At 35.1% G+C, this 23,483-nt stretch carries 17 protein-coding genes; 8 read left to right on the top strand and 9 right to left on the bottom strand.

The window, feature by feature from the left end:
• The first annotated feature begins 271 nt into the window (after positions 1-271).
• The 4 genes from IEV15_RS00735 (at position 272) to IEV15_RS00720 (ending at position 6,334) form a co-directional block, all read left to right on the top strand.
• Positions 272-1,339, top strand: a complete 1,068-nt coding sequence (locus IEV15_RS00735) for an efflux RND transporter periplasmic adaptor subunit (protein WP_188360579.1) — start codon at positions 272-274, stop codon at positions 1,337-1,339.
• A gap of 5 nt (positions 1,340-1,344) precedes the next feature.
• Positions 1,345-4,440: an efflux RND transporter permease subunit gene (locus tag IEV15_RS00730; protein ID WP_188360578.1), complete on the top strand. Its 3,096-nt coding sequence runs from the start codon at positions 1,345-1,347 to the stop codon at positions 4,438-4,440.
• Between the two features lie 9 nt (positions 4,441-4,449).
• Entirely contained in the window at positions 4,450-5,754 is a 1,305-nt protein-coding gene (locus IEV15_RS00725) for a TolC family protein (protein ID WP_188360577.1), read from the top strand.
• 97 nt (positions 5,755-5,851) lie between these two features.
• On the top strand, positions 5,852-6,334 hold the full coding sequence (locus tag IEV15_RS00720; protein WP_308418825.1) for a DUF1761 domain-containing protein: 483 nt from the start codon (positions 5,852-5,854) through the stop codon (positions 6,332-6,334).
• On the opposite strand, the gene IEV15_RS00715 is transcribed toward IEV15_RS00720, so the two are convergent.
• Positions 6,335-6,610: a 4a-hydroxytetrahydrobiopterin dehydratase gene (locus IEV15_RS00715; protein ID WP_188360575.1), complete on the bottom strand. Its 276-nt coding sequence runs from the start codon at positions 6,608-6,610 to the stop codon at positions 6,335-6,337.
• 90 nt (positions 6,611-6,700) lie between these two features.
• On the opposite strand from IEV15_RS00715, the gene IEV15_RS00710 reads away from it, so the two are divergent.
• Positions 6,701-7,849, top strand: coding sequence for a peptidogalycan biosysnthesis protein (locus tag IEV15_RS00710; RefSeq protein WP_188360574.1), 1,149 nt, complete (start codon positions 6,701-6,703; stop codon positions 7,847-7,849).
• A gap of 251 nt (positions 7,850-8,100) precedes the next feature.
• Here IEV15_RS00710 and IEV15_RS00705 read toward each other — a convergent pair whose 3' ends face one another.
• Complete coding sequence (locus IEV15_RS00705; RefSeq protein ID WP_188360573.1) at positions 8,101-10,008, bottom strand: ABC-F family ATP-binding cassette domain-containing protein; 1,908 nt, start codon at positions 10,006-10,008, stop codon at positions 8,101-8,103.
• 66 nt (positions 10,009-10,074) lie between these two features.
• On the opposite strand from IEV15_RS00705, the gene IEV15_RS00700 reads away from it, so the two are divergent.
• Complete coding sequence (locus tag IEV15_RS00700; RefSeq protein ID WP_188360572.1) at positions 10,075-10,464, top strand: DUF983 domain-containing protein; 390 nt, start codon at positions 10,075-10,077, stop codon at positions 10,462-10,464.
• Here IEV15_RS00700 and IEV15_RS00695 read toward each other — a convergent pair.
• The 7 genes from IEV15_RS00695 to topA form a co-directional block, all read right to left on the bottom strand.
• Complete coding sequence (locus tag IEV15_RS00695; RefSeq protein WP_188360571.1) at positions 10,461-11,513, bottom strand: NAD(P)/FAD-dependent oxidoreductase; 1,053 nt, start codon at positions 11,511-11,513, stop codon at positions 10,461-10,463. The two genes, IEV15_RS00700 and IEV15_RS00695, sit on opposite strands and share 4 nt — an antisense overlap.
• Before the next feature lie 60 nt (positions 11,514-11,573).
• Complete coding sequence (gene porN, locus IEV15_RS00690) at positions 11,574-12,461, bottom strand: type IX secretion system ring subunit PorN/GldN (protein ID WP_188360920.1); 888 nt, start codon at positions 12,459-12,461, stop codon at positions 11,574-11,576.
• Positions 12,462-12,512: 51 nt separating this feature from the next.
• Positions 12,513-14,054, bottom strand: a complete 1,542-nt coding sequence (gene porM, locus IEV15_RS00685) for a type IX secretion system motor protein PorM/GldM (protein ID WP_188360570.1) — start codon at positions 14,052-14,054, stop codon at positions 12,513-12,515.
• A 43-nt stretch (positions 14,055-14,097) separates the two neighbouring features.
• The gene (porL, locus tag IEV15_RS00680; RefSeq protein WP_188360569.1) at positions 14,098-14,736 is read right to left on the bottom strand and encodes a type IX secretion system motor protein PorL/GldL; all 639 of its coding nucleotides are present in this window, start codon (positions 14,734-14,736) and stop codon (positions 14,098-14,100) included.
• Between the two features lie 55 nt (positions 14,737-14,791).
• The gene (gene porK, locus IEV15_RS00675) at positions 14,792-16,210 is read right to left on the bottom strand and encodes a T9SS ring complex lipoprotein PorK/GldK (protein ID WP_188360919.1); all 1,419 of its coding nucleotides are present in this window, start codon (positions 16,208-16,210) and stop codon (positions 14,792-14,794) included.
• 263 nt (positions 16,211-16,473) lie between these two features.
• Positions 16,474-17,622 carry a formimidoylglutamase gene (locus IEV15_RS00670; protein WP_188360568.1) on the bottom strand — a complete coding sequence of 383 codons (1,149 nt, stop codon included), beginning with the start codon at positions 17,620-17,622 and terminating at the stop codon, positions 16,474-16,476.
• A gap of 3 nt (positions 17,623-17,625) precedes the next feature.
• A complete protein-coding gene (gene topA / locus IEV15_RS00665; RefSeq protein ID WP_188360567.1) occupies positions 17,626-20,142 on the bottom strand; it encodes a type I DNA topoisomerase in 2,517 nt (838 codons plus the stop codon).
• A gap of 570 nt (positions 20,143-20,712) precedes the next feature.
• On the opposite strand from topA, the gene miaB reads away from it, so the two are divergent.
• Together miaB and IEV15_RS00655 are read left to right on the top strand one after the other, a co-directional pair.
• Positions 20,713-22,161, top strand: a complete 1,449-nt coding sequence (gene miaB, locus IEV15_RS00660) for a tRNA (N6-isopentenyl adenosine(37)-C2)-methylthiotransferase MiaB (protein WP_188360566.1) — start codon at positions 20,713-20,715, stop codon at positions 22,159-22,161.
• Positions 22,162-22,214: 53 nt separating this feature from the next.
• A complete protein-coding gene (locus tag IEV15_RS00655; RefSeq protein WP_188360565.1) occupies positions 22,215-23,480 on the top strand; it encodes a sigma-54 interaction domain-containing protein in 1,266 nt (421 codons plus the stop codon).
• The last annotated feature ends 3 nt before the right edge of the window (positions 23,481-23,483 follow it).

The following is a 23,483-nucleotide window of genomic DNA, read 5'->3' as shown; positions in this document are numbered from 1 at the left end:
ATTTAACAAGATATAATCCTACATTTATTTGTGCTTTGTAGAAAAAATTCACTTATTTGTAAAACGCAAAAAAAATAAAGCACTAACCCCTTGTAAACAATTGTGTTATCTTCTTTAAACTTTTTTAAATCCAATTAAGAACACTAATCACTAGTCACTAGTCACTAATCAAATGTTAAATAAAAATTAACTAGAAAAGCTTTTAAAATTATAAAAATTAAATTTGACAACAACTAAACTCACGTAGCAAAGCGTAACTAAAAAAAATTTAATGAAACTTAAAAATATAATAGTACTGGCTTTAATCGCAGGATTAATAGCTTTGATTACGTATCGAATTATAGCCAATAAAAACAAAAATGAGAGTACAAATGCAAAAGGCCCAGTTGCAAAAGCAATAACCAATGTAAATGGGTTAGTGCTAACACCCAAGAAATTCGCTAACGAATTAACACTTTCCGGAAGTATTGATGCAAATGAGCAAATAGAGTTACGAAGTGAGGTGTCAGGTGTGGTACAAGGTATTTTCTTTAAAGAAGGAGCTTTTGTAAATAAAGGACAACAATTAATTAAAGTAAATGACATAGAATTAAGAGCCCAACTGTCTCAAGCCAAAACAGGGCAGTCTTTGGCGGCCGAAAATGAAAGAAGAGCCAAATTGCTTTTGGAAAAAGAAGCAATTAGCCAAGAAGAATATGAAATCGCAGCAGCAGAATTCATGTCAACAAAAGCTCAAACGCAATTAATTCAGGCTCAAATTGCCAGAACATCCATTGTAGCTCCTTTTTCAGGCAGAATTGGTTTGCGATCAATTTCTCCGGGAACGTATGTGACACCAACTACCTTAATAGCCAAATTAGTGAACAATACACAAGTTAAAATTACTTTTTCAATCCCGGAAAAATATGCATCGCTCATAAAAAATAATACGAATTTAAGTTTTACAACTGCTGCGGGAAAAGAATCCTATACCGCCAAAATATATGCCATCGAACCTGCCGTGGAAGAAACAACAAGAACGTTACAAATACGAGCCATCGCAGACAACAAAGAAGGCAAATTAATCCCGGGAACTTTTGCCAACATAGCTCTACCACTGGAAAATCTTGATGATGCTATTTTAATTCCAACAGAAGCAATCATCCCCATTCAAAATGGAAAAAAGGTTTTCATTGTAGAAAATGGAAAAGCCAAAGAAGTAATTATAGAAACGGGAAATCGTAACGAAAAAGAAATTTTAGTCACAGCGGGTTTAAAAATTGGCGATACACTTATTACCTCAGGAATAATGGCCGTTAAAGTGGGTAGTGATGTAAAAGTTAATCTATCTAAAAACTAAATCGCATGAGTTTATCAACCTTAAGCATCAAGCGACCTGTTTTAGCTATAGTCATGAATTTGATAATTCTGTTATTCGGAATTATTGGATTTACCTATTTGGGCGTTCGCGAATTCCCATCCATTGATCCGGCACAAATTACAGTGCAAACAAGCTATACCGGAGCAAATGCAGACATCATTGAATCCCAAATCACAGAACCGCTCGAAAAAGCCATCAATTCAATTGACGGAATTCGAAACATTTCTTCAACAAGTGCTCAAGGTACAAGTGTGATTTCTATCGAATTTAATTTAGATAAAAATCTTGAAGAAGCAGCAAATGATGTTCGTGATAAAGTTTCGCAAGCCATAAGAAGCTTACCACAAGATTTAACGGCTCCTCCGGTGGTTTCAAAAGCAGATGCAGACTCCGACCCGATTTTGACCATGACCATGAAAAGTGAAAACAAAAACGTTTTGGAACTCACTGATTATGCCGAAAATGTAATTCTACAACGGCTCCAAACCATTCCTGGGGTAAGTAGTGTACGGATTTGGGGAGAACGAAAATATGCCATGCGGCTTTGGATTGATCCCGTGAAATTAGCCGCTTACGGTTGCACAGCTTCAGACGTTTTAACCGCATTGAACAATCAAAATGTGGAACTCCCATCAGGTAAACTAACAGGTGACAATACAGAACTATCCGTAAAAACCCTCGGAAATCTGTCAACTGAAGAAGATTTTAATAATATCATTATAAAATCAGAAGGAGATAAAATTGTCAAGCTAAGCGATGTGGCTAAAGCAAGTCTCGAAGCAGAAAATTTGGAAACCCGATTAAGTGATGCCGGGCAAACCATGATAGGATTGGCGATAACACCACAACCGGGAACCAATTATTTGGATATTTCAGAAGAATTTTATAAACAATACGAACAACTAAAAAAAGATTTACCCAAAGATTTTGAACTCAATGTAGCCATAGATACCACGCTATTTATCAAAAAAGCAATTCTTGAGGTGGCAGAAACACTATTGATTGCATTGATTTTAGTAACGTTAGTGATTTATTTGTTTTTTAGAGATTGGGCAATTGCAATTCGACCATTAATAGACATTCCTGTTTCCTTGATGGCTACCTTTTTCATCATGTATATCTGTGGCTTTTCAATCAACGTACTAACGCTATTAGCAATTGTTTTAGCAACAGGACTCGTTGTGGATGATGGAATTGTAGTAACCGAAAACATTTTCAAAAAAGTAGAAGAAGGCATGTCGCCCATTGAAGCCGCAATTAAAGGTTCTAATGAAATATTTTTTGCAGTTATTTCAATTTCAATTACACTGGCTGCAGTTTTTCTCCCCATCATATTTTTAGAAGGTTTTGTCGGACGACTGTTTCGAGAATTTGGGATTGTCATTGGAGCAGCCGTCCTCATATCAGCCTTTGTATCCTTGAGTTTAACCCCAATGTTAAATGCGTATTTAATGAAAGGTGGTAAACAAAAACGTTCAAAATTTTATGAAATGACGGAGCCATTCTATGAAAACCTAAACAAAGGCTACGCGTCTACTTTAGAAAAATTCATGAAAAAGAAATGGCTGAGTTTTCCAATTTTGATTGCTTGTTTAGGGCTTTCGGCTTTATTTTATGTTTCACTTCAAAAAGAAACAGCTCCTTATGACGATAGAAGTATGATTTTACTAAATGTAACTGGTCCTGAGGGAGCCACTTATGACTACATGGACCGCTTCATGCAGGAAATATCAGAGTTGATAACCGATTCTATCCCGGAAAAGAAAGTGAGTTTGATTGTTACATCTCCCGGATTTAGTGCCGGTTCGGTTAACCGTGGGTTTGCCAGACTTTCTCTAATTGACCCGGATGACAGAGAACGTTCTCAAAAAGAAATTGCTCAAAAGTTGACCGGTTTAACTAAAAACTACAACGATGCCAAAACATCGGTTTCTGAACAACCTACTATTTCTGTAAACAGACGGGGCGGTTTACCCGTGCAGTTTATTATTCAAGCAAAAAACTTTGAAATGCTGGAAGAAAAAATTCCGGAATTCATGGAAGAAGCATCCAAGGACCCTACGTTTTCAATAACAGATGTAAATTTAAAATTCAACAAACCGGAAATTTATATTACCATTGATCGTGAAAAAGCAGAATCATTAGGTGTTTCTGTATTGGATGTAGCCCAAACAATCCAACTTTCATTAAGTGGACAACGTTTTGGTTACTTTTTAATGAATGGAAAACAATACCAAGTAATTGGTCAATTTGATAAAAAAGACAGGAACCAACCTTTGGATGTTACATCCATTTTTGTTCGAAATAATGCGGGAAATTTAATTCAATTAGACAATGTGGTTACCGTCGAAGAACAAAGCAGTCCGCCGCAACTATTTCACAACAACCGATACATGTCGGCTACTGTTTCAGCCGGATTAGCTCCGGGAAAAAGTATTGGCGATGGAATTGAAGCCATGGAACGCATAAAAGACAAAGTGCTGGATGATACCTTTACTACAGATTTAGGGGGAGAATCTCGTGACTTCGCAGAAAGCAATTCGAACACCATGTTTGCTTTTGGATTAGCGTTATTGTTGATTTTCCTCATCTTAGCCGGACAATTTGAAAGTTTTATTGATCCGTTCATCATTATCTTAACGGTACCAATGGCGGTTGCAGGAGCCTTATTTTCACTTTGGCTATTTGGTCAAACATGGAATATATTTAGTCAAATTGGAACCGTCATGCTGATTGGTTTAGTAACCAAAAATGGAATTCTAATTGTTGAATTTGCCAACCAATTGCGAGAACAAGGCAAATCAAAATACGATGCCATTATGGAAGCCTCAGAATCCAGATTGCGACCTATTTTAATGACCAGTTTAACGTTAGCTTTAGGTGCCATGCCAATTGCAGTTTCTATTGGAGCGGCATCACAAAGCAGAATGGGAATGGGTATCGTAATTGTTGGGGGAACTATTTTCTCACTAATCTTGACACTGTATGTAATTCCGGCTGTTTATTTAATGTGGTCAAGAGAGAAAAAACACAAAAAAGAATTGGATATGCTGGACCAATATGACAAAGAGTCCGTTTAATTTAGGTACATGAAAAAAATACATTATATACTTCTATTTGCTTTGGGAATTCCGGTTTGGCTCAATGGTCAGACTGTCTTAACCCTCGAAGAGGCGATCGCTAAAACATTAGAAAACAATTTTGATATTCGAATTGCTAAAAATGAACTTAAAATTGATGAAACAAATGTTACGGTCGGTAATGCCGGAATGCTACCACGAATAAACGGTGCAATTACAAACAACAACACCGTTCTAAACATCGATCAAACATTTGCAAACGGTGAGGAAGTTGAAATTGATGGAGCTAGAAACATAAACATGAATTATGGTGTGGGTATTGAATGGACAATTTTTGACGGTTTCAGAATGTTTGCCCGTCACAACCAACTGAGAGAATTACAAAATCTGGCGGAAACAGAATTAAAACTCGCCATTTTAACCAAAGTTAGTGCCGTATATCAAACCTATTTTACGTTATCTACACAACAGCAACAACTAAAAATGATAGACAGTATCATTTCGGTTTCGGAATTCAGACTAAATACTGCAAAAAATCGATTTGCGATTGGAAAAGCGGCTAAATTGGAAGTTTTGAATGCAGAAGTGGATTTGAATGCCGATGTATCGACTAAAATTCAACTGGTCGAACAATATGGACTGGCAAAAGTGATGCTGAATGAACTTTTAGTGCAACCACTTGACACTGATTTTAAAGTCACTGATGTTATTGTAATCGACAAATCGTTGTTGCTGCCTGCTCTTATAGCCGATGCAGAAAAACAGAACCCACAACTGCAGGTACAATATATCAATAAAAAAATTCAGGAGTTCGAAGTAAAACAAGTCAAATCCAGTCGCTATCCAATAGTTAGCCTTTCCGGCGGTTACAATTTAATCCGTTCGCAAACTCCTTTTGGTTTCGTTACGGAATCAACAGGTCGGAATTTCAACTATGGCTTCACAGCCTCATTAAATCTATTTGACGGATTCAATCAAAATCGAAATGAAAAAGTGGCTAAAATCCAATTGGAAAACACACAATTACAAATCGAAAGACAAGCACAACAGATTCAATCACAAGTGGCTTCACTATATCAATCCTATTTGTCAAACATCGCTTTAGTTGAGCTGGAAAGAAAAAACGAAGCCATAGCCAAGCAAAATTTAGACATTACGCTGGAAAAATTTAAAATTGGCTCAATAGCTCCTATTGAATTTAGAACCGCACAAGAAAACTATGGCAATGCGGTTATTCGACTAACAACTGCGGAGCTGATTACTAAACAAACCGAAATTAATTTAAAAGAATTAACAGGAAGTTTAAGTTTCTGATAATCTTGGATAAAAAAATTAAATCCATCAAAATACAAGTTATTTATTTTTGTGCTACATTTGATAGACTAACCAATAACTAGTTAACTTTATGGAAATGAATTTTATAGCAATTCTTGTTGCTGCTTCAACCACATTAGTGGTCGGTTCAATTTGGTACAGCCCCATTTTATTCGGCAACGCTTGGATGAAAGAAACGGGACTCACCGAAGAAGATTTGAAGAAAGGAAGTATGCTGAAAATTTTCGGTTTAACGTATCTCTTTTCAGTATTCTTTGCCTTAATTTTTCAAGTGTTATGCATTCATCAATTTGGCCCTTTAGGAATGATTGGAGGACCTGACATGATTGAATCTGCTAAACCTTCTTATGGAGCATTTATGGCAGATTATGGTGATGTATTTCGAACATTTAAACACGGAGCTCTTCACGGATTCATGTCCGGGTTGTTTTTAGCCTTTCCTTTTATCGCAATCAACGGATTATTTGAAAGAAAATCTTGGAAATACATCTTTATCCATACCGGATATTGGGTGGTAACCATGACCATCATGGGTGCCATTCTTTGCGGATGGGTATAATTACAGTTTTTCTATTGCTGTAGCCAAAGCAAAGTCTTTATCTGTTAAACCACCACTATCATGAGTGGTCAAACGGATAGAGACTTTGTTATACACATTGGTCCATTCCGGATGATGGTTGTGCTTTTCTGCCAGCAATCCTACTTGAACCATAAAGGCCAAAGCCTCAGAAAAATTTTTAAAGGTAAAGGCCTTAAAAATACCGTCGTTTTTAAACGCCCAATTTTTTAATGACCCTAATTCTGTTTTTGCGGTAACTTCTGTATACGTTTTCATATTTTTTTATTTATATAAAGTTAAATAATAATTGTATTCAAGTAACATACTTTAACTTTATTGGCTTAAATCACAAACCTTACTATTCCTTTGGAAAACAACTATTCCTTTAAAATTTATACATCGTCGCATGAAGTAGATGAGCAATGGAATAGGGTAGCAAAGCCAAATATCTTCCTGTCAAAAGAATATCTCGAAGTTTTGGAAGAGGCGGCTCCTATCAATATGACCTGTTTTTTTATTGGTTTTTTTGAAAAGAAAAACTTGGTAGGAATTTCTATCGCTCAATTTTTGAATCTAAATAAGTTAGAGTCGTTTGGCGAAAGAGATAAATGCATTAAAACGACGGTTAGAAATTTTATATTCAAAAACTTTTGTTCGCATGTTTTATTCTTGGGAAATAATATGCTTACCGGTCAAAATGCTTTTGTTTTTGACAAACATTTGGAGACAAAAAAAGGAACACACTTACTTTATCAAGCGTCAGAAGAAATAAAAAAAATACTAAAAAAGAAAGGCACAAAAGTACACATCACAACCTTTAAAGATTTTGAAGAAGAAGAAATAAACGATTTTACTTCGCCTCAATTCAAACAACTGTATCGGTTTTCCACACAACCTAACATGGTTTTTACAGTGAATCAAAACTGGAATTCTTTTGATGATTACATCGCTTCACTCTCAAAAAAATACCGCGACCAATACAAACGTTGCCGAAAAAAAGCGGAAGGTATTCACAAACAAAAAATGAATTTGGAAGAAATAATCGCTAAAGAAGAAACCATTTATAAGTTGTACCGTCATGTGGCTCAAAATGCACCTTTTAATACATTCTTTTTATCAAAAAATCACTTCAGTAAATTAAAAGAAAAGCTTAATGACCGATTTTTGTTTTATGGTTATTTTGAAGAAGAGCAACTAATTGGTTTCAACACCTTGATAAAAAATGGTTCGCAAATGGACACCTATTTTTTGGGCTATGATGAAAAAGTACAACGCGAAAAAATGTTGTATTTAAACATGCTTTATGACATGATTGCCTATTCGATCAACAAAGGTTTTGAAGCAATAATTTTTGCTCGAACAGCTCTGGAAATCAAAAGTTCTGTTGGGGCAAAACCTATAGAAATGTTTGGCTTCATTCATCATGCAAACGCAATGATAAACAAAAAAATGGATCGCTTATTTTGTTATTTAGAACCTAAAACGGAATGGAAAGAACGAAATCCGTTTAAGTAGTTGAAGGTTTAAAAGTTGCGGGTTGCGGGTTTTTGCCACAAAGAAGGAAAGACACTAAGCTTGTGAAAACTTTAAACTTAAAACCTGAAACTTTTTTTTACCACTACACCCCTAGCCCGGATTGAAGTGGAAAGCCTTTTGCCGGATTGTTGTATTTTTTCTTGCTGAAAAAGAGCGACCGGAGGAAGCTCCTTTTTTAGCTTAGAAAAAAACAATAAGACAAAAAAGCTTGTAACGGAAAGCCGGATGAGCTACAAATTATCAATTTCGCCTTGAACAACTTCCCAATCTTCAAGAAGTTTATCCAATTCTTTCTTTTTCTTGTTATAAGCTACAAAAAAGTTGGCATCTTCAATATGTTTGTCATAATTGGAAGCTAAAGCTTTATCATCGTTTTGAATGTCAATTTCCAATTGTTTGATTTGACTTTCAATTTTGCTCAAACGGTTTTGAAGTGATTTACTTTTCTTTTGATCTTCATAGGAAACCGACTTGTTTTCTTTGGTGTTGGAATTGACAACTACGTCTTTTTTCTCAATTTCACGCATGTTCATGGCGTTGCGTTGTTCTAAGAAGAAGTTGATATCACCTAAATATTCTCTGATTTTTTGATCTTTAAATTCATAGACCGTGTTTGCCATGCCTTGCAAAAAATCCCTGTCGTGAGAAACCAAAAGCAAGGTTCCTTCAAATTTATTTAATGCAGCTTTCAATACGTTTTTAGACTTAATATCTAAGTGATTGGTGGGCTCATCCATCAATAAAACATTAATGGGCTGCAATAAAAGTTTACATAAAGCCAATCGATTTCGTTCACCTCCCGAAAGCACTTTTACTTTCTTTTCTACATCATCACCACGAAACAAAAACGAACCCAACATGTCTCTAACTTTAGAGCGATTGCTGTCTGTTGCGGCATTAACCATGGTCTCCAACAAAGTGATCTCGCCGTCTAAATATTCGGCTTGATTTTGAGCAAAATAGCCCAATTGAACATTGTGACCTAACTTGATACTTCCTTCATACTTAAACTCATTTACTATGGCTTTGATAAATGTAGATTTCCCTTGTCCGTTTTGACCCACAAATGCAATTTTGCTGCCACGTTCTACCAACAAGGAAATGTCTTTTAAAATCGTTTTATCGCCATAAGCTTTGGTAACGTGTTCGGCTTCAATAACCACTCGTCCCGGAGTCACAGAAACTGGAAACGAAATGTTCATCACAGAATTGTCATCCTCATCAACTTCTATGCGTTCTACTTTATCTAATTTTTTAATAAGCGATTGAGCCATAGAGGCTTTGGAAGCTTTTGCCCGAAACTTTTCAATCAACTTTTCAGTCTCTTCAATTTTTTTAGCTTGGTTTTTTTGGGTGGCCAATTGCTTTTCGCGAATTTCCTCACGCAAGACTAAATACTGTGAATAGGGCTTATTATAGTCATAGGCTTTACCTAAGGAGATTTCAATGGTTCGGTTAGTAACGTTGTCTAAAAACATTTTATCGTGCGATACAATCACTACAACGCCCGGAAAGTTTCTAAGAAAACTCTCCAACCAAATAATACTTTCAATATCCAAGTGGTTGGTTGGCTCATCCAACAACAAAATGTCATTGGATTGCAATAACAATTTAGCCAATTCAATACGCATTCGCCATCCGCCGGAAAAAGTATCGGTAGCGTTATTAAAATCTTCTCTTTTGAAACCTAAACCTAATAGGATTTTTTCGGTATCTCCCACATAATTATAGCCACCCAAAACTTCATAATGATGAGTTACATCGCTCAGTTCATCAATAAGTTCAGAATAAATCTGGCTTTCATAATCAGTTCGGGTAGCCAATTGATGATTGATTTCATCAATTCTTCGTTCTGTTTTTTTTATGTCTTCAAAAGCTTGATAGGCTTCTTCTAAAACGGTTCTCCCCTGCTCAAAATCAATATCCTGACGAAGAAAGCCCATTCTCACTTCCTTTTCGGTTGCAATACTTCCGGAATCGGGTTTAAAATCACCGGCTAATATTTTAAGCATCGTTGATTTACCGGCACCATTCTTACCCACCAATCCCACTCTGTCTCCTGAACCTAATCGAAAGGTTACTTCTTCAAATAAAAATGTTCCACCAAAGGAAACCGATAAATTGTGTATGTTTAGCATAATTTTGTTACAAATGTTACATGAGATAACTTATGAAAAAGATACCTTTGTATAAAATTTTTGCAAATGTTAAAAAAAGGATCCAAATTGAATAGCATTTTAACAGGAAGTTGTCCTAAATGCCATGAAGAAAGTATGTATTTGGAAAAAAACCCATATAAAATGGGTAAAATTTTTGAAATGCACGAAACATGTAGCCATTGTGGTACACGTTATAAAATGGAACCTTCGTTCTTTTACGGAGCAATGTATGTAAGTTATGGTATAAGTATTGCTTTTGGAGTTGCCGCTTTTATTATTGCAAATGTGTTTATCGGCTTGGGGCTGATTCATTCCTTTATAGCAATTGTTGCAACCTTAATTCTGGCTTTTCCGATAATTCTCAGATTATCACGAAACATCTGGATTAACATGTTTGTAAAATATGACCCAAACTGGAAATCAAAAGCAAATTAATCCCAATTAATTTTCTTAAATCGCTTGATATCTACCGCCGGTTCAAGTGGTACTTCATTTTCTATAAAATTGAAAAGCACTTTTGCCATAGCAGGAGCTAACATAACGCCACGTGTTCCGAGACCGTTTAACAGATGTAAGTTGGAATAGTTAGGGTGTGTTCCAACCATAGGTCGTCGGTCTTTAACAGTGGGTCGCACTCCGGCTAGATGATTTACAACTTCAAAATCGCAGTGCAAGAGTTCTTTTAAATGAGAAAGTAATTCTTGTTTGCCTTCCTCAGTCGGTGTTGGTGTTTTATCATCCCAATTATAAGTAGCTCCAACTTTGTATAAATCATTACCCAACGGAAGTAGAAATACCGATGATTTGATGATAACATCTAGTTTTAAATCAGGAGCTTTTATGATTAACAACTCTCCTTTTGTGCCATCTAAAGGTAAAAGTGAAAAATAGGGATTGGCATGTATACCATAACCTTCAGCAAAAATAACATGTTTGAATTTTTCATTGTTATAAATAACAAAGTCAGGAGTTACTTCCAATGCATAGTAATCAAACGTTTCTTTAATTAAAACGTCAGATTTTGACAGAAACTCATGATAATAATGCAGCAGCAAAGCAGTGTCTACATATCCGGATTGCATAACTTCTCCATAACCAAAGGGTGAAGTGATACCCTTATAACAGGTATGATTTAATTTAGTTGCTAAAAAAGGAGCCAAATTGGGTTTATCTGAAGCCACAAACCAATTGTTTTGCTCTTCAACAGAAAAAAGCTTTCTGAAAATGGGGATTTTAAAATCCAATTTTACTTGTAATTTGGTTTCCAGGTCAGCATAAAAATGATTTACTAAATCGATTTGCTCTTGCGATTTCCAAACTTCACTAAATCGTTTCAATATAACCGGATTGTACAAGCCACCGGCTATAGTAGAAGAATTTTGAGAATAATTTTCATAAACCCGAATCGTTTTATCATTGCTAAGTGCGATTTCTGAAAAAGCGATTCCCGCCAAACCCGAGCCTACAATTAAATAATCTGTCATGTGGTAAAAATAAAAAACTCTTACCGATTGGTAAGAGTTTTTAGTGTATTTATTTAGGAATTAATAATTCCACATATCTTGTTCAAAGTTTCTGATTTTCTCTTTCACTCTTTCAGATTCTAAAAGTTGATTCAGAGCATTATCTTTCATATACTTCTCAATTTCCCTATCACCGTATACGTTTTCTTCTCTGTAAATCACGGCGTTAAAACGTCTTGAATTCAACAAATGGTCAAATGTAATGGGCATAGCAGAATTTCTGTCATTGAATGCTTTGTATTCATGAAGAACTTCACGAGCTGCAGGGAAATAAACCCAGAATAACTCAATGTAATCTTGCTCTTCCTTATCTAAGGTAAAGATATCCGGAGTAACAGGACATATACCTAATAATCTGTATTTCAACTCACCTTGACGTTTATCAAAATACCAATAGCCCTTGATTTTATAATCTGAAACGTGAAACGATTCAATGTTATAGGGTACAATATATTCTTCAGATATTGGTAAACCGGCATTGTATTGTTCTCTACCGGCATCAGTAGTATCCTTACGAGCTAATGCTGATTCGATATCTTTCATAGATTTCTTAGCAGTAAAATAACTGTCGGTGTAAATCTCTGTAAGTCTACCTGACTTCATTGCTTCGGTCAATACATCATACAAAGGTTTTCTATCCGGTCCTAAATCACCATCTACAGGAAAATACAAGGGAAAATTGATACGCTCATCCAAATCGATGATTTCCCATACCGTTTTACCCATTAAAACATCGCGATCATGAACATAACCATACTCTAATGGTTTATCATTGTCTGACTCTAACTGAGCCGCTGTCTTTAAACCTATTTGGTCAGGTGTTTTAGCGTTTAATAGATTGGATTGAGCAACTGTGGGTACAGTTACTAACCCAAACGATAGAGCTACTAATAAATATCTTAAATTCATCATGTAAAGAATTGTAGGTTAATTTGAAAGATAACGCTTATCTCTTTATTTTTATTGTACTTCGTAAATTACAGGTGAAGTTTTTGGCAACATATAGTTATCCGCTCCAACTAATCTGGTTTTAATTTCAGAAATTGTAATTTGATCACCTCTTCCTGCTCTTTGAATAGCGGCAACAGCTTGAGCATTCATTTTGTTTCCTTGCACTACAACAGTAGGTTGTCCTGTAACTTTAATGTTAAATCCAACTACGTCAATATTAACTTCAAAATCAAAGTCAACCAATTTAGCACCAACAGTAGAAACTTCAAGACTACTCTTAGGACCTTTCACAAGACCTAATTCACCTCTAACAGTTCCTTGAGGAGCTGGAATACCTTTAATTCTAAATGCCTTTTTTGAGCTTGCTGTCTTACCTCCAGGCAATTTAGCAGTTACATTAATAATAGCTTCTGTTCCTTGTCCTGGACTCATGTTATACTTTCCAGGACCAGATGCTCTGGTTAAGCCAGGACCAGATGCAGACACATCACTATCAGAAACTCCCGCGAAAGAAATAGTCATCGGGTTTACAACACCCCTATAAACAACATTCATTTTATCTGCTGAGATTGTAGCTTCTTTTGGTTGAGGAACAACTACATATTTTCCTTCAAATTTTAATGGAATTTCTTTACCATCTTCAACGAAAACAAATTCTCCATTAATATTTTGCTCTCCTACTGAACCAGCAGTCAAAGAGATAACAGCTTGACCATTCTCAATTTTACCTGGACCAACAAATTTTGTAGGAGTTGTGTTAGCATCATAACGACCTAATACAACTTTCCCAGTAACTGTTTCACCTTGAAAATAAGCATTTTTGTCCAATACTACGATAGCTTGATAATTACTATAAGAAGCAGTAGATTCATAAGTGTTACCAATTAAAGCATTCAATAAACTTGATTCAATAGCTTTCGCATCACTTTGCATTGCAGATAATTTAGTTAAAGATGCAATACCTGGAAATCCTCTATAATGGTAATCTAAATAAGGAATTGTAATACCATCTTTATTTTTTACATCATCAGTGTTGAATTTAGAATCTAAATCAGCTATAATTGACTTATATTTACCTGATCCGATAGCAGCCTTAACATCTTCTCTATATTTATTAATAGTTGCCAATACTTCTTTTCCTTTTTCAGTATAACCATCACCTTTGAACCATGTATAATCAATGGCATCTGCTTTATCCATTGCTTCATAAGGTAATTTCCCTGTTTCTTCATTTACTTCAACACCTTCAGTAATACCTGCTTTTAATTCTCCAATATAATTATAAAAGTTCTTGGTTAAAGTACTTACTTTATCAGCAGTTTGCTTAGGCCCTTGGAAATTTTTAGGATCTTCGGAAGCTTTCTGACTTAATGTTTGTAAAATTGCTTCATTTGTTTGTACAGCAGCAATGTTAGATTTTTCAAATTTCTCATTAAATAATCCAAATGCCGATAATACTTCTTTTGACATGTTAAGTGCCAACATCGCGATGAAAACCAAATACATCAGGTTAATCATCTTCTGTCTAGGGGTTAATTTTCCTCCTGCCATTTCTAATTAGTTTTTAAATTGTTTGTTAAATTGATAAAACTAATTATCCTTTATTTCCCATTGCAGACAACATTCCACCATAAACATTGTTTAAGGAAGCAATATTAGCTGTCATAGCTTGCATTTGATCTTTTAATTTTGAAGCGTTTTCAGCGATTTCTTTGTTAGCTTCTGCATTTCTTGATGCACTTTCCAATTGTACTTTATACAAACTGTTCAAAGATTCCATTTGAGCAGCTGCCATAGACAATTCTTCGCTGTATTTTTTCTGACCTACCATTGAATCTACTGTCGGAGCAATTCCCTTTGCTGCTGATTCAAAATTTCTAATGCTGTTCCCTAAACTAGACATCAATTCTCCGTCTAACTTAGCTTCTTTTAACATAGCATCTAACTTTTGTGATAATAAACTTTGAGCATCTTCTTTAACAGCTTTGTTTGATTTTGCTTCTCCTCCTGCTAATTCAGGATATACTAATGACCAATCCAATTCATTGTCTACTGGTTCAAAGGCAGAAAGTGCGAAAATGATTGCCTCAGTCACAAGACCGATAGTAAGCATTACGTTTCCTGTTAAAGGTCCTATTTCAAAGTGAATAATTTTAAATAAAGCTCCTACGATAACAACCGCTGCTCCCATACCGTAAGCGAAATTCATTGCTTTTTTACTTAAAAGTGCCATAATAATAATTTTTAGTTAGTTAATTTAATTTATTGTTTGTTTGATTAGTTAATTGTTATCTTGCTCTACCGGTGTTGTTAGCATTTCTGGTAACTTGTGTTCCCATATAATCTTGAACAGTTCTAAAACCGATATAACTTCTTGCTGAATCAGCATATTCATAATCTCTTGAACTTACTTGAAGGAAATAAGCAACATCCTTCCATGAACCTCCACGAATAACTTTACGCTTGTTTTTCAAATCACCAACAGTTGGGTTCATTGTTGAAACATACTCATATGACGCTGCATCATAAGAAGAGTCTGTCCATTCTGAAACGTTTCCTGCCATATTGTAAAGATTATAGTTGTTTGGCTCATATGATTTTGCCTCTACTGTGTAAAGAGCTCCATCTGCAGCATAATCACCACGGTTTGGCTTGAAATTAGCCAAATAACAAGCTCTGTCATTTTTAGCATAATTACTTCCCCAAGGATAAGTAGCCGATTCTAATCCACCTCTGGCAGCATACTCCCATTCTGCTTCTGTTGGTAAACGGAACGAATTTATTTGATCTCTTTTATTCTTTTTAGATTTGATGTAAATATTCTTCTTCAATGTTCTCCAAGCACAAAATGCTTTAGCTTGCGTCCATGAAACTCCTACTACAGGATAATCACTATATGCTTGATGCCAAAAATAATCATTGTGCATTGGCTCATTATAAGAATATTCAAAATCTTTAATCCATGCTGTTGTATCAGGATAAATAGGAACATTTTCACTTCTGATGAATTCCGAACGTTTTCCTGTTTTGGCTTTCGCAGCAGCTTGAATATCCATCCATGTATAACGGAATTTCAATTTATTAACATCCATAGTACGCAATCCATTATAAGATTCCGAAGCCGGAAGATATAAGGAATCCATTACCTCTACATAATACTCATCTGGATATTTTGAAGTATCTGTATGCAACTTAACACTTCTATTAAGTCTTCTACCTGCATACGGATCTTCTTCAGTTCCCATGCTGTAGTAGTTCTCATACATATATTTATCATAAGGAGTCATATTTTCAGGATCCGTATCCTTAAAAGCATAATCGCCAATTGACGCTCCACCTTTCTTTCCGGAACCTTTACCGGAGGTAGTTGAAGTTTGTCCTAGTTCATCAGCCAAAATAGCTAATCGAACTCTGATGGTTGAATCTTTTACCCATTCAACGAATTCTCTGTACTCGCTGTTGGTAATTTCTGTTTCATCCATATAAAAAGAACGAACTGTAACTGTTTTAGTCGGAGCATCTAATACATTGGCTAAATCATCATCTGATTTACCCATAATGTATGCTCCTCCCGGAACTAATGTCATTCCGTAAGGTTTTTCAGGATGCCACTTCTTTCCGGGCACACCTACCAGCTCTCCTTTATCACCTGAACTACATCCGATGAGTAAAAAAGATAATGTTGAAAATGCAATGAACTTCTTCATATAAATTTGGGTTATCATGTATTCAAATTTTGAGGTCGTAAACCTATTTATTATTTTTTAAAAAAACAATTAAATACCATACTTTTTAATTTCATGTCCAAAACTATATATTAATAATGAAACTGAAAAATATTTTATCGATTAAATACTGTTTTTATCGATAAAATGCATGTTTTTAATAATTTTGTAAGCTTTTATTTATTTTAATGTGATAGTAAAAAACCTATTAACACTAATTTAATAAAGTTTTAATGTTTTAAATATCACAAAATATTTTTTCTTTGTGCTTTCCACCATCTTTCCGGAATATCTTGGTCGCAAGCAGCCAAATAATCGTGATGGGAACAAGGCAATAACGTATTTCTTTTTAATTTATTATTAACATTTGAAATAAACGGAATTTCAATCCACCATCGCTCTGTTGTTATACTTTTATAAAATATTAATTCAATATCATCAATAGGTACTATATACCTAATAAAATTGTTTTTGTTGCTATAGGGACTTTCAAGAGTCCGGTAATTGAAGCCTTCTATAAAATACCAAATGATTTGAGCAATCAATGGACTCTCTTTTGAAGTGTTTGCATGATTGAACAAGCCCAATATGGCTACTTTTTCACTGATACCTGAATATCTGGAAAGTGAACAAATTTCTTTACCATCAAATCCATTGGGTATAAATGTAGTAAAATTTCCCGAAGCAATTGATTTTATGGATGTTAAATCTATGGAAACAATATCCGCATCTCTTAAAACCGGTTCTGCAATACTTAAATCGGAAGCAACATCACCTAATCTATAAGCGTCAAAATACAATTTCTCAATTAAATCAATCTCTTCTTGTGAATTATAATAGGTTTGAAAACCCAAATTACTATAATTAAAGAGATTGGTTGGTTCATTAATAATTATCTTGGAAAGATAAGAATCGGAAGTATTACGAGATTCATCTTTACCAAAGTCAAATTTATTATCTATGGTAACCAAATTAACCATTTGATCCAGATTATCATAACTTCGGTACATGGCATAAGTCAAATCCTGAGAACCACCAATAACAATAGGAACAATCTTTTTCTTGATTAGTTCTGAAATAATCTTAGAAACTGCATAATAGGTATCTTCTTGTGTGTTTCCTTTCGGAATATCACCCAAATCAGCTATGGTGGAGTGCCAATTGCCCGGATAAAGTGCATAAAATTCTTTTCTAATAAAACTTAGATCAACATTTTCGTGAGAACTACTTCCTCTATTATCTAAAACACCAACAACAGCAATTTTAATTTTATTTAAATCCGGAAAATCATCGTGCGTATGAAACACCGTTTTTTTTCCAAGTGTTTGCGAATTTAGATTTTTTACAAAATCTAAAACCGTCACTTCAACAGGTTCTAAAAAATCAAATGCCATAAATTATTTCTTTTTTGCTGGTGCTTTTTTTGTAGTTGCCTTTTTTGCTGAAGGTTTTTTGGCCGGTGCTTTCTTAGCCGGTGATTTCTTTTCAATTAATTCCTGCACTTGAGCTAACGTTAATTTTTCTGCATCAACATCTTTGCTCAATTCTATTTTAATTTTTCCTTTGGTGATAACCGAACGGCCCCAACGTGCTTTTTCAACTTTTATTCCTTCTGCTTTCCAATCATGGATTACTTTGTCAATTTCTTTTTGTTGCTTATCTTCAATCAATTCATTCAAATCGGATTGTGATAATTTATCGAAATTGTATTTTTTACTCACATTAATAAACATGCCATTCCATTTGATAAATGGACCAAATCGACCTACGCCTTTTTGAATTGGCAATCCTTCATATTCTCCAATTGGAGCATCGGCTTGATTTTTTTCATCAATCAACTCTTGTGCTCTTTCTAAAGTAACATCCAGTGGATCCTCTCCTTTTGGCAAGGAAACAAATGTTTTTCCAAATCGAACATACGGCCCAAAGCGACCATTATTCACTTCTACTTCTTCTCCTTTATAGGTGCCTAAATTTTTTGGTAATAAAAACAAGTTCAACGCATCTTCTAACGTAATGGTTCCAATATTTTGATCGGTTCCTAAACTGGCAAATTGTTTATCTTCATCATCAATATCACCAATCTGAGCCATTGGTCCAAATTTTCCTAAACGAACGGAAACTGGCTTCCCTGTTTTTGGATCTTTTCCTAATATACGTTCGCCACTTTCTCTGTCGGCATTTTCTTCAACATTCTTAACGATTGGGTGAAAATGATTGTAGAAATCTCGCATCATTTTTGTCCAATCTTCATTTCCTTCGGCAATTTCATCAAAATCTTGTTCCACTTTTGCAGTGAAATTATAATCTAAGATGGTAGAGAAATTCTTTACCAAAAAGTCATTTACAATAATTCCAATGTCGGTCGGAACCAATTTTCCTTTGTCAGAACCAGCATTTTCAATTAAAACTACCGACTTAACGTCGTTTCCTTTTAAAGTTAGTTGATTGTATTTTCGTTCTTGTCCTTCAAAACTTCCTTTTTCAACATAATTTCTGTTGATAATGGTTGAAATGGTTGGTGCATACGTTGATGGTCTTCCAATTCCTAATTCTTCTAATTTCTTCACTAAAGAAGCTTCGGTATATCTACTTGCCGGTCTTGAAAAACGTTCGGTTGCTGTAATGTAATTGTTTGCCAAACGTTCGTTGATTTTCATCGCCGGCAACATGCCTTCTTGTTCTTCATCATCTTCATCATTTCCTTCTAAATATACTTTTAGGAAACCTTCAAACTTGATAACTTCTCCGGTAGCTGCAAAATATTCGCTATGATTGTTGGCTTCAATTTTTACGTTGGTGCGTTCCAATTCGGCATCACTCATTTGCGAAGCCAGCGTTCTTTTCCAAATCAAATCATATAAACGTGCTTGATCTCTGTCTATATTTAAGGCGTGCTTTGACATGTCCGTCGGACGAATTGCCTCGTGAGCTTCCTGAGCACCTTTTGACTTACTAGTAAAATTTCTTGGTTTGCTGAATTCTTTTCCATACGAATGAGTAATTTCAGCCTGAGCTGCAGCCATCGCTTCTTGCGAAAGATTGACACTATCTGTTCTCATATAAGTAATATGTCCAGCTTCATACAAACGCTGTGCAATTTGCATGGTAATTCCAACCGGAAGATATAATTTTCGAGCTGCTTCCTGTTGCAATGTAGAAGTTGTAAATGGTGCTGCCGGAGATTTTTTGGTAGGTTTTGTTTCTAAATCCGATACCTTATATATAGAACCAATATTTTTTTGAAGAAAATCTTCTGCTTCTTTTTTAGTTGAAAAATTCTTTGGCAATTTGGCTTTGAAGGTTTTTCCCGCTTCATTGGCGAATTCTGCCGTAACAGAATAAGAGGCTTGAGCAGTAAAGTCTTGAATTTCCCGTTCTCTTTCTACAATCAAACGAACAGAAACCGATTGAACGCGTCCGGCAGACAAACCGCCTTTTACTTTTTTCCACAAAACCGGAGATAATTCATAACCCACCAAACGGTCTAAAACTCTTCGGGCTTGTTGGGCATTTACTAAATTATAATCAATAGAACGTGGATTTTCAATTGCCTTTTGAATAGCCGACTTTGTAATTTCATGAAAAACAATTCGCTTAGTTTTTTTTGGATCTAATTTTAATTCTTCGGCTAAATGCCATGAAATTGCTTCTCCTTCACGGTCTTCATCACTCGCCAACCAAACCATTTCAGCATTTTTAGATAACGTTTTGAGTTTACTCACTAAGGCTTTTTTATCAGCAGAAACTTCATATTTGGGTTTAAAATTATTCTCAACATCAACCCCGATTTCTTTGGATGGAAGATCGGCAATGTGCCCATAACTGGACTCTACCTGATAATCACTTCCTAGAAATTTTTCGATTGTTTTTGCTTTTGCCGGTGACTCAACGATAACTAAATTCTTTGCCATGTACATGTTTGTTTGGCAACAAAAGTATGGTTTTTTTTTAATTTTTTGTTTTTACTTCAACTTTTGACGGATAGCCTAAATAGAAATTACCCAAAAAACACAGAAATTTATTTCTTTGATAGAAGAAAATAAACTTGTAAATTGCATACAATCGAAAATAAAAAAAGCCAATCCCCTTAGTTGGCAATTAAAAGCTGTTTATACAAATAAAAACAGCTAAGGCTATGTCCTAATTTCTGTATCTAAACCAGAGAAAGAAAGAAAATAATAAGCAGCTGGTAAATCCATACATATAGCGTAGTTATAGCGTACATATAGCGTATGTATAGCGTATATATAGTAACCATACTTCATGGTAAACATATAGATGACTCATAGATACTATAGGAATAAGTTAGTGATTAGTGCTGATTTACCATAAGAAACAAGTAGAAAGCAACAGTAACAAGGGAAGGGTACATTTATTTTTTTGCAGGGCTCTTTAAAATTTTTGTTAAACAACATCTGCCATCTTGTCATATTTTCAATTTTAGTATTATCTTTGCAGACTGATTTCAGATAAAATCGATTATGGAGAAGACAATTGAAGAAAACAAGCAAGGAACCAGCTTGGTTTTAGAACAAAAAGAAGGCAATACCAAAAAGCTTTTTATAGAAAGTTACGGATGTCAGATGAATTTTTCTGATAGTGAAATCGTAGCTTCCATTTTGTATGAACAAGGTTATAACACTACCCAAAATTTGGAAGAAGCCGATTTGGTTTTAGTAAACACTTGTTCTATTCGTGATAAAGCTGAACAAACCGTTCGGAAACGTTTAGAAAAATACAACGCCGTTAAAAAAATCAATCCAACCATGAAAGTGGGTGTTTTGGGTTGTATGGCCGAGCGATTAAAAAGTCAATTTTTGGAAGAAGAAAAAATTGTAGATATGGTCGTTGGTCCCGATGCCTACAAAGACATTCCAAACCTATTAAAAGAAGTTGAAGAAGGTCGTGATGCCATCAATGTGATTTTATCTAAAGATGAAACCTATGGCGATATTTCTCCCGTTCGTTTAAACAGTAATGGTGTAAATGCCTTTGTATCGATTACTCGCGGATGTGATAACATGTGTACGTTTTGCGTAGTTCCCTTTACTCGCGGACGTGAAAGAAGTCGTGAACCACAAAGTATTTTAGAAGAAATCAAAGATTTATCAGACAGAGGTTTTAAAGAAGTAACGCTTTTAGGTCAAAATGTAGATAGTTATTTATGGTATGGTGGTGGTTTAAAGAAAGATTTCGACAAAGCCACCGAAATGCAACAAGCGACAGCGGTTGATTTTACACAATTACTTGAAATGTGTGCCGTTCAATTTCCGAAGATGCGTTTTCGCTTTTCTACTTCCAATCCACAAGATATGCATGTGGAAGTAATCGAAATCATGGCTAAATACCATAACATTTGCAACTACATTCATTTACCGGTTCAAAGCGGAAGCACAAGAATCTTGAAAGAAATGAACCGTCAACACACCCGTGAAGAATACATGGCGTTGGTGGACAAAATATATGAAATTATTCCTGATATTTCGCTTTCTCAGGATATGATTACCGGTTTTCCAACAGAAACAGAAGAAGATCATCAAGACACCTTAAGTTTGATGAAATATGTGAAATATGATTTCGGATTTATGTTTGCTTATTCGGAACGACCGGGAACATTAGCCGCCAGAAAAATGGAAGACGACGTGCCGGAAGAAATAAAGAAAAGACGATTAAACGAAATCATCGACTTACAACAAAAATTAGGTTTAGAAAGAACCAAACGTTTTATTGGTCAAGAAGTAGAAGTTTTAATTGAAAAAGAATCCAAACGATCTACCGAGCATTGGAGCGGAAGAAATTCTCAAAACACAGTGGTTGTTTTTCCAAAAGAAAATTACAAAGTTGGTGATTTTGTGATGGTAAAAATCAACGATTGTACCGCTGCCACTTTAATTGGAGAAGCGGTTGGTTATTCTGAAGTGATGCAATAATTTATTTGTTTCAAATTAACTTCGAACTTGAAACCTGAAACCTAAAACTAAACATGGAATCCGTACAAGCAATAAAACAACGATTTGAAATCATCGGAAATGATCCGAAACTCAATCGTGCGATAGAAAAAGCCATTCAGGTTGCTCCTACCGATATTTCGGTTTTGGTGACTGGTGAAAGTGGTGTTGGAAAAGAAAGTATTCCAAAAATCATTCATTCTCTTTCGCATAGAAAGCATGGAAAATATATAGCTGTAAACTGCGGAGCCATTCCGGAAGGAACAATTGACAGTGAACTCTTTGGTCACGAAAAAGGTTCCTTTACCGGAGCTACCGGAGCTCGTGATGGTTATTTTGAAGTGGCCGATGGAGGAACCATTTTTTTAGATGAAGTAGGCGAACTACCATTAACGACTCAAGTACGTTTGCTTAGAGTGTTAGAAAATGGTGAATTTATCAAAGTAGGTTCCTCGCAAGTACAAAAAACAAATGTTCGTATTGTAGCTGCAACAAACGTCAATATGTTTGATGCGATTGAAAAAGGTAAATTCCGTGAAGATTTATATTATCGTTTGAGCACGGTTGATATTAATTTACCGCCATTACGCGAACGAAAAGACGACATTCATTTATTATTTAGAAAATTTGCCGCCGATTTTAGTCAGAAATACAAAATGCCGCCCATCAAATTAGATGATAATGCGGTTGATTTATTATTGAAATATCGCTGGAGCGGAAATATCCGTCAATTGCGGAATATTGCCGAACAAATTTCAGTTTTAGAAACCAATCGGAACATTTCTTACCAAACATTATATGCTTATTTACCGCAAGAAGGTTCGAATCTTCCGGCGGTTATCAAAGATAAAAAGGCGGAAAGTGATTTTAGTAACGAACGTGAAATTTTATACAAAGTACTTTTTGACATGAAAAGTGATTTGAACGATTTGAAAAAGCTCACATTAGAATTAATGCAAAATGGCGGTGCAAAAGTGCAGGAAGCCAATAAAAATTTGATTCAAAAAATTTACGGTCAAAAAGAAGATACTGAAATTGATTTTGAAGAACCAAGAATGGGCGTGATTCCTAATCAAAATCTTTCGCAACAGGAAGAATTTGAAGAAGACGAAGAAGACGATCAAAATTATCTTTTTGCAGAAACAGTTGAAGAAGAAGAAACCTTGAGATTAGATGCCAAAGAAATCGAACTCATCAAAAAAGCATTAGACAGAAATAAAGGAAAAAGAAAAGCTGCAGCTGATGAATTAGGTATTTCGGAGCGAACTTTATATCGAAAAATTAAACAATTTGATTTGTAAAAA

It is taken from the genome of Flavobacterium orientale (assembly GCF_014638005.1).
Lineage (GTDB): Bacteria > Bacteroidota > Bacteroidia > Flavobacteriales > Flavobacteriaceae > Flavobacterium > Flavobacterium orientale.
This window is presented reverse-complemented; position numbering and strand designations above follow the sequence as displayed.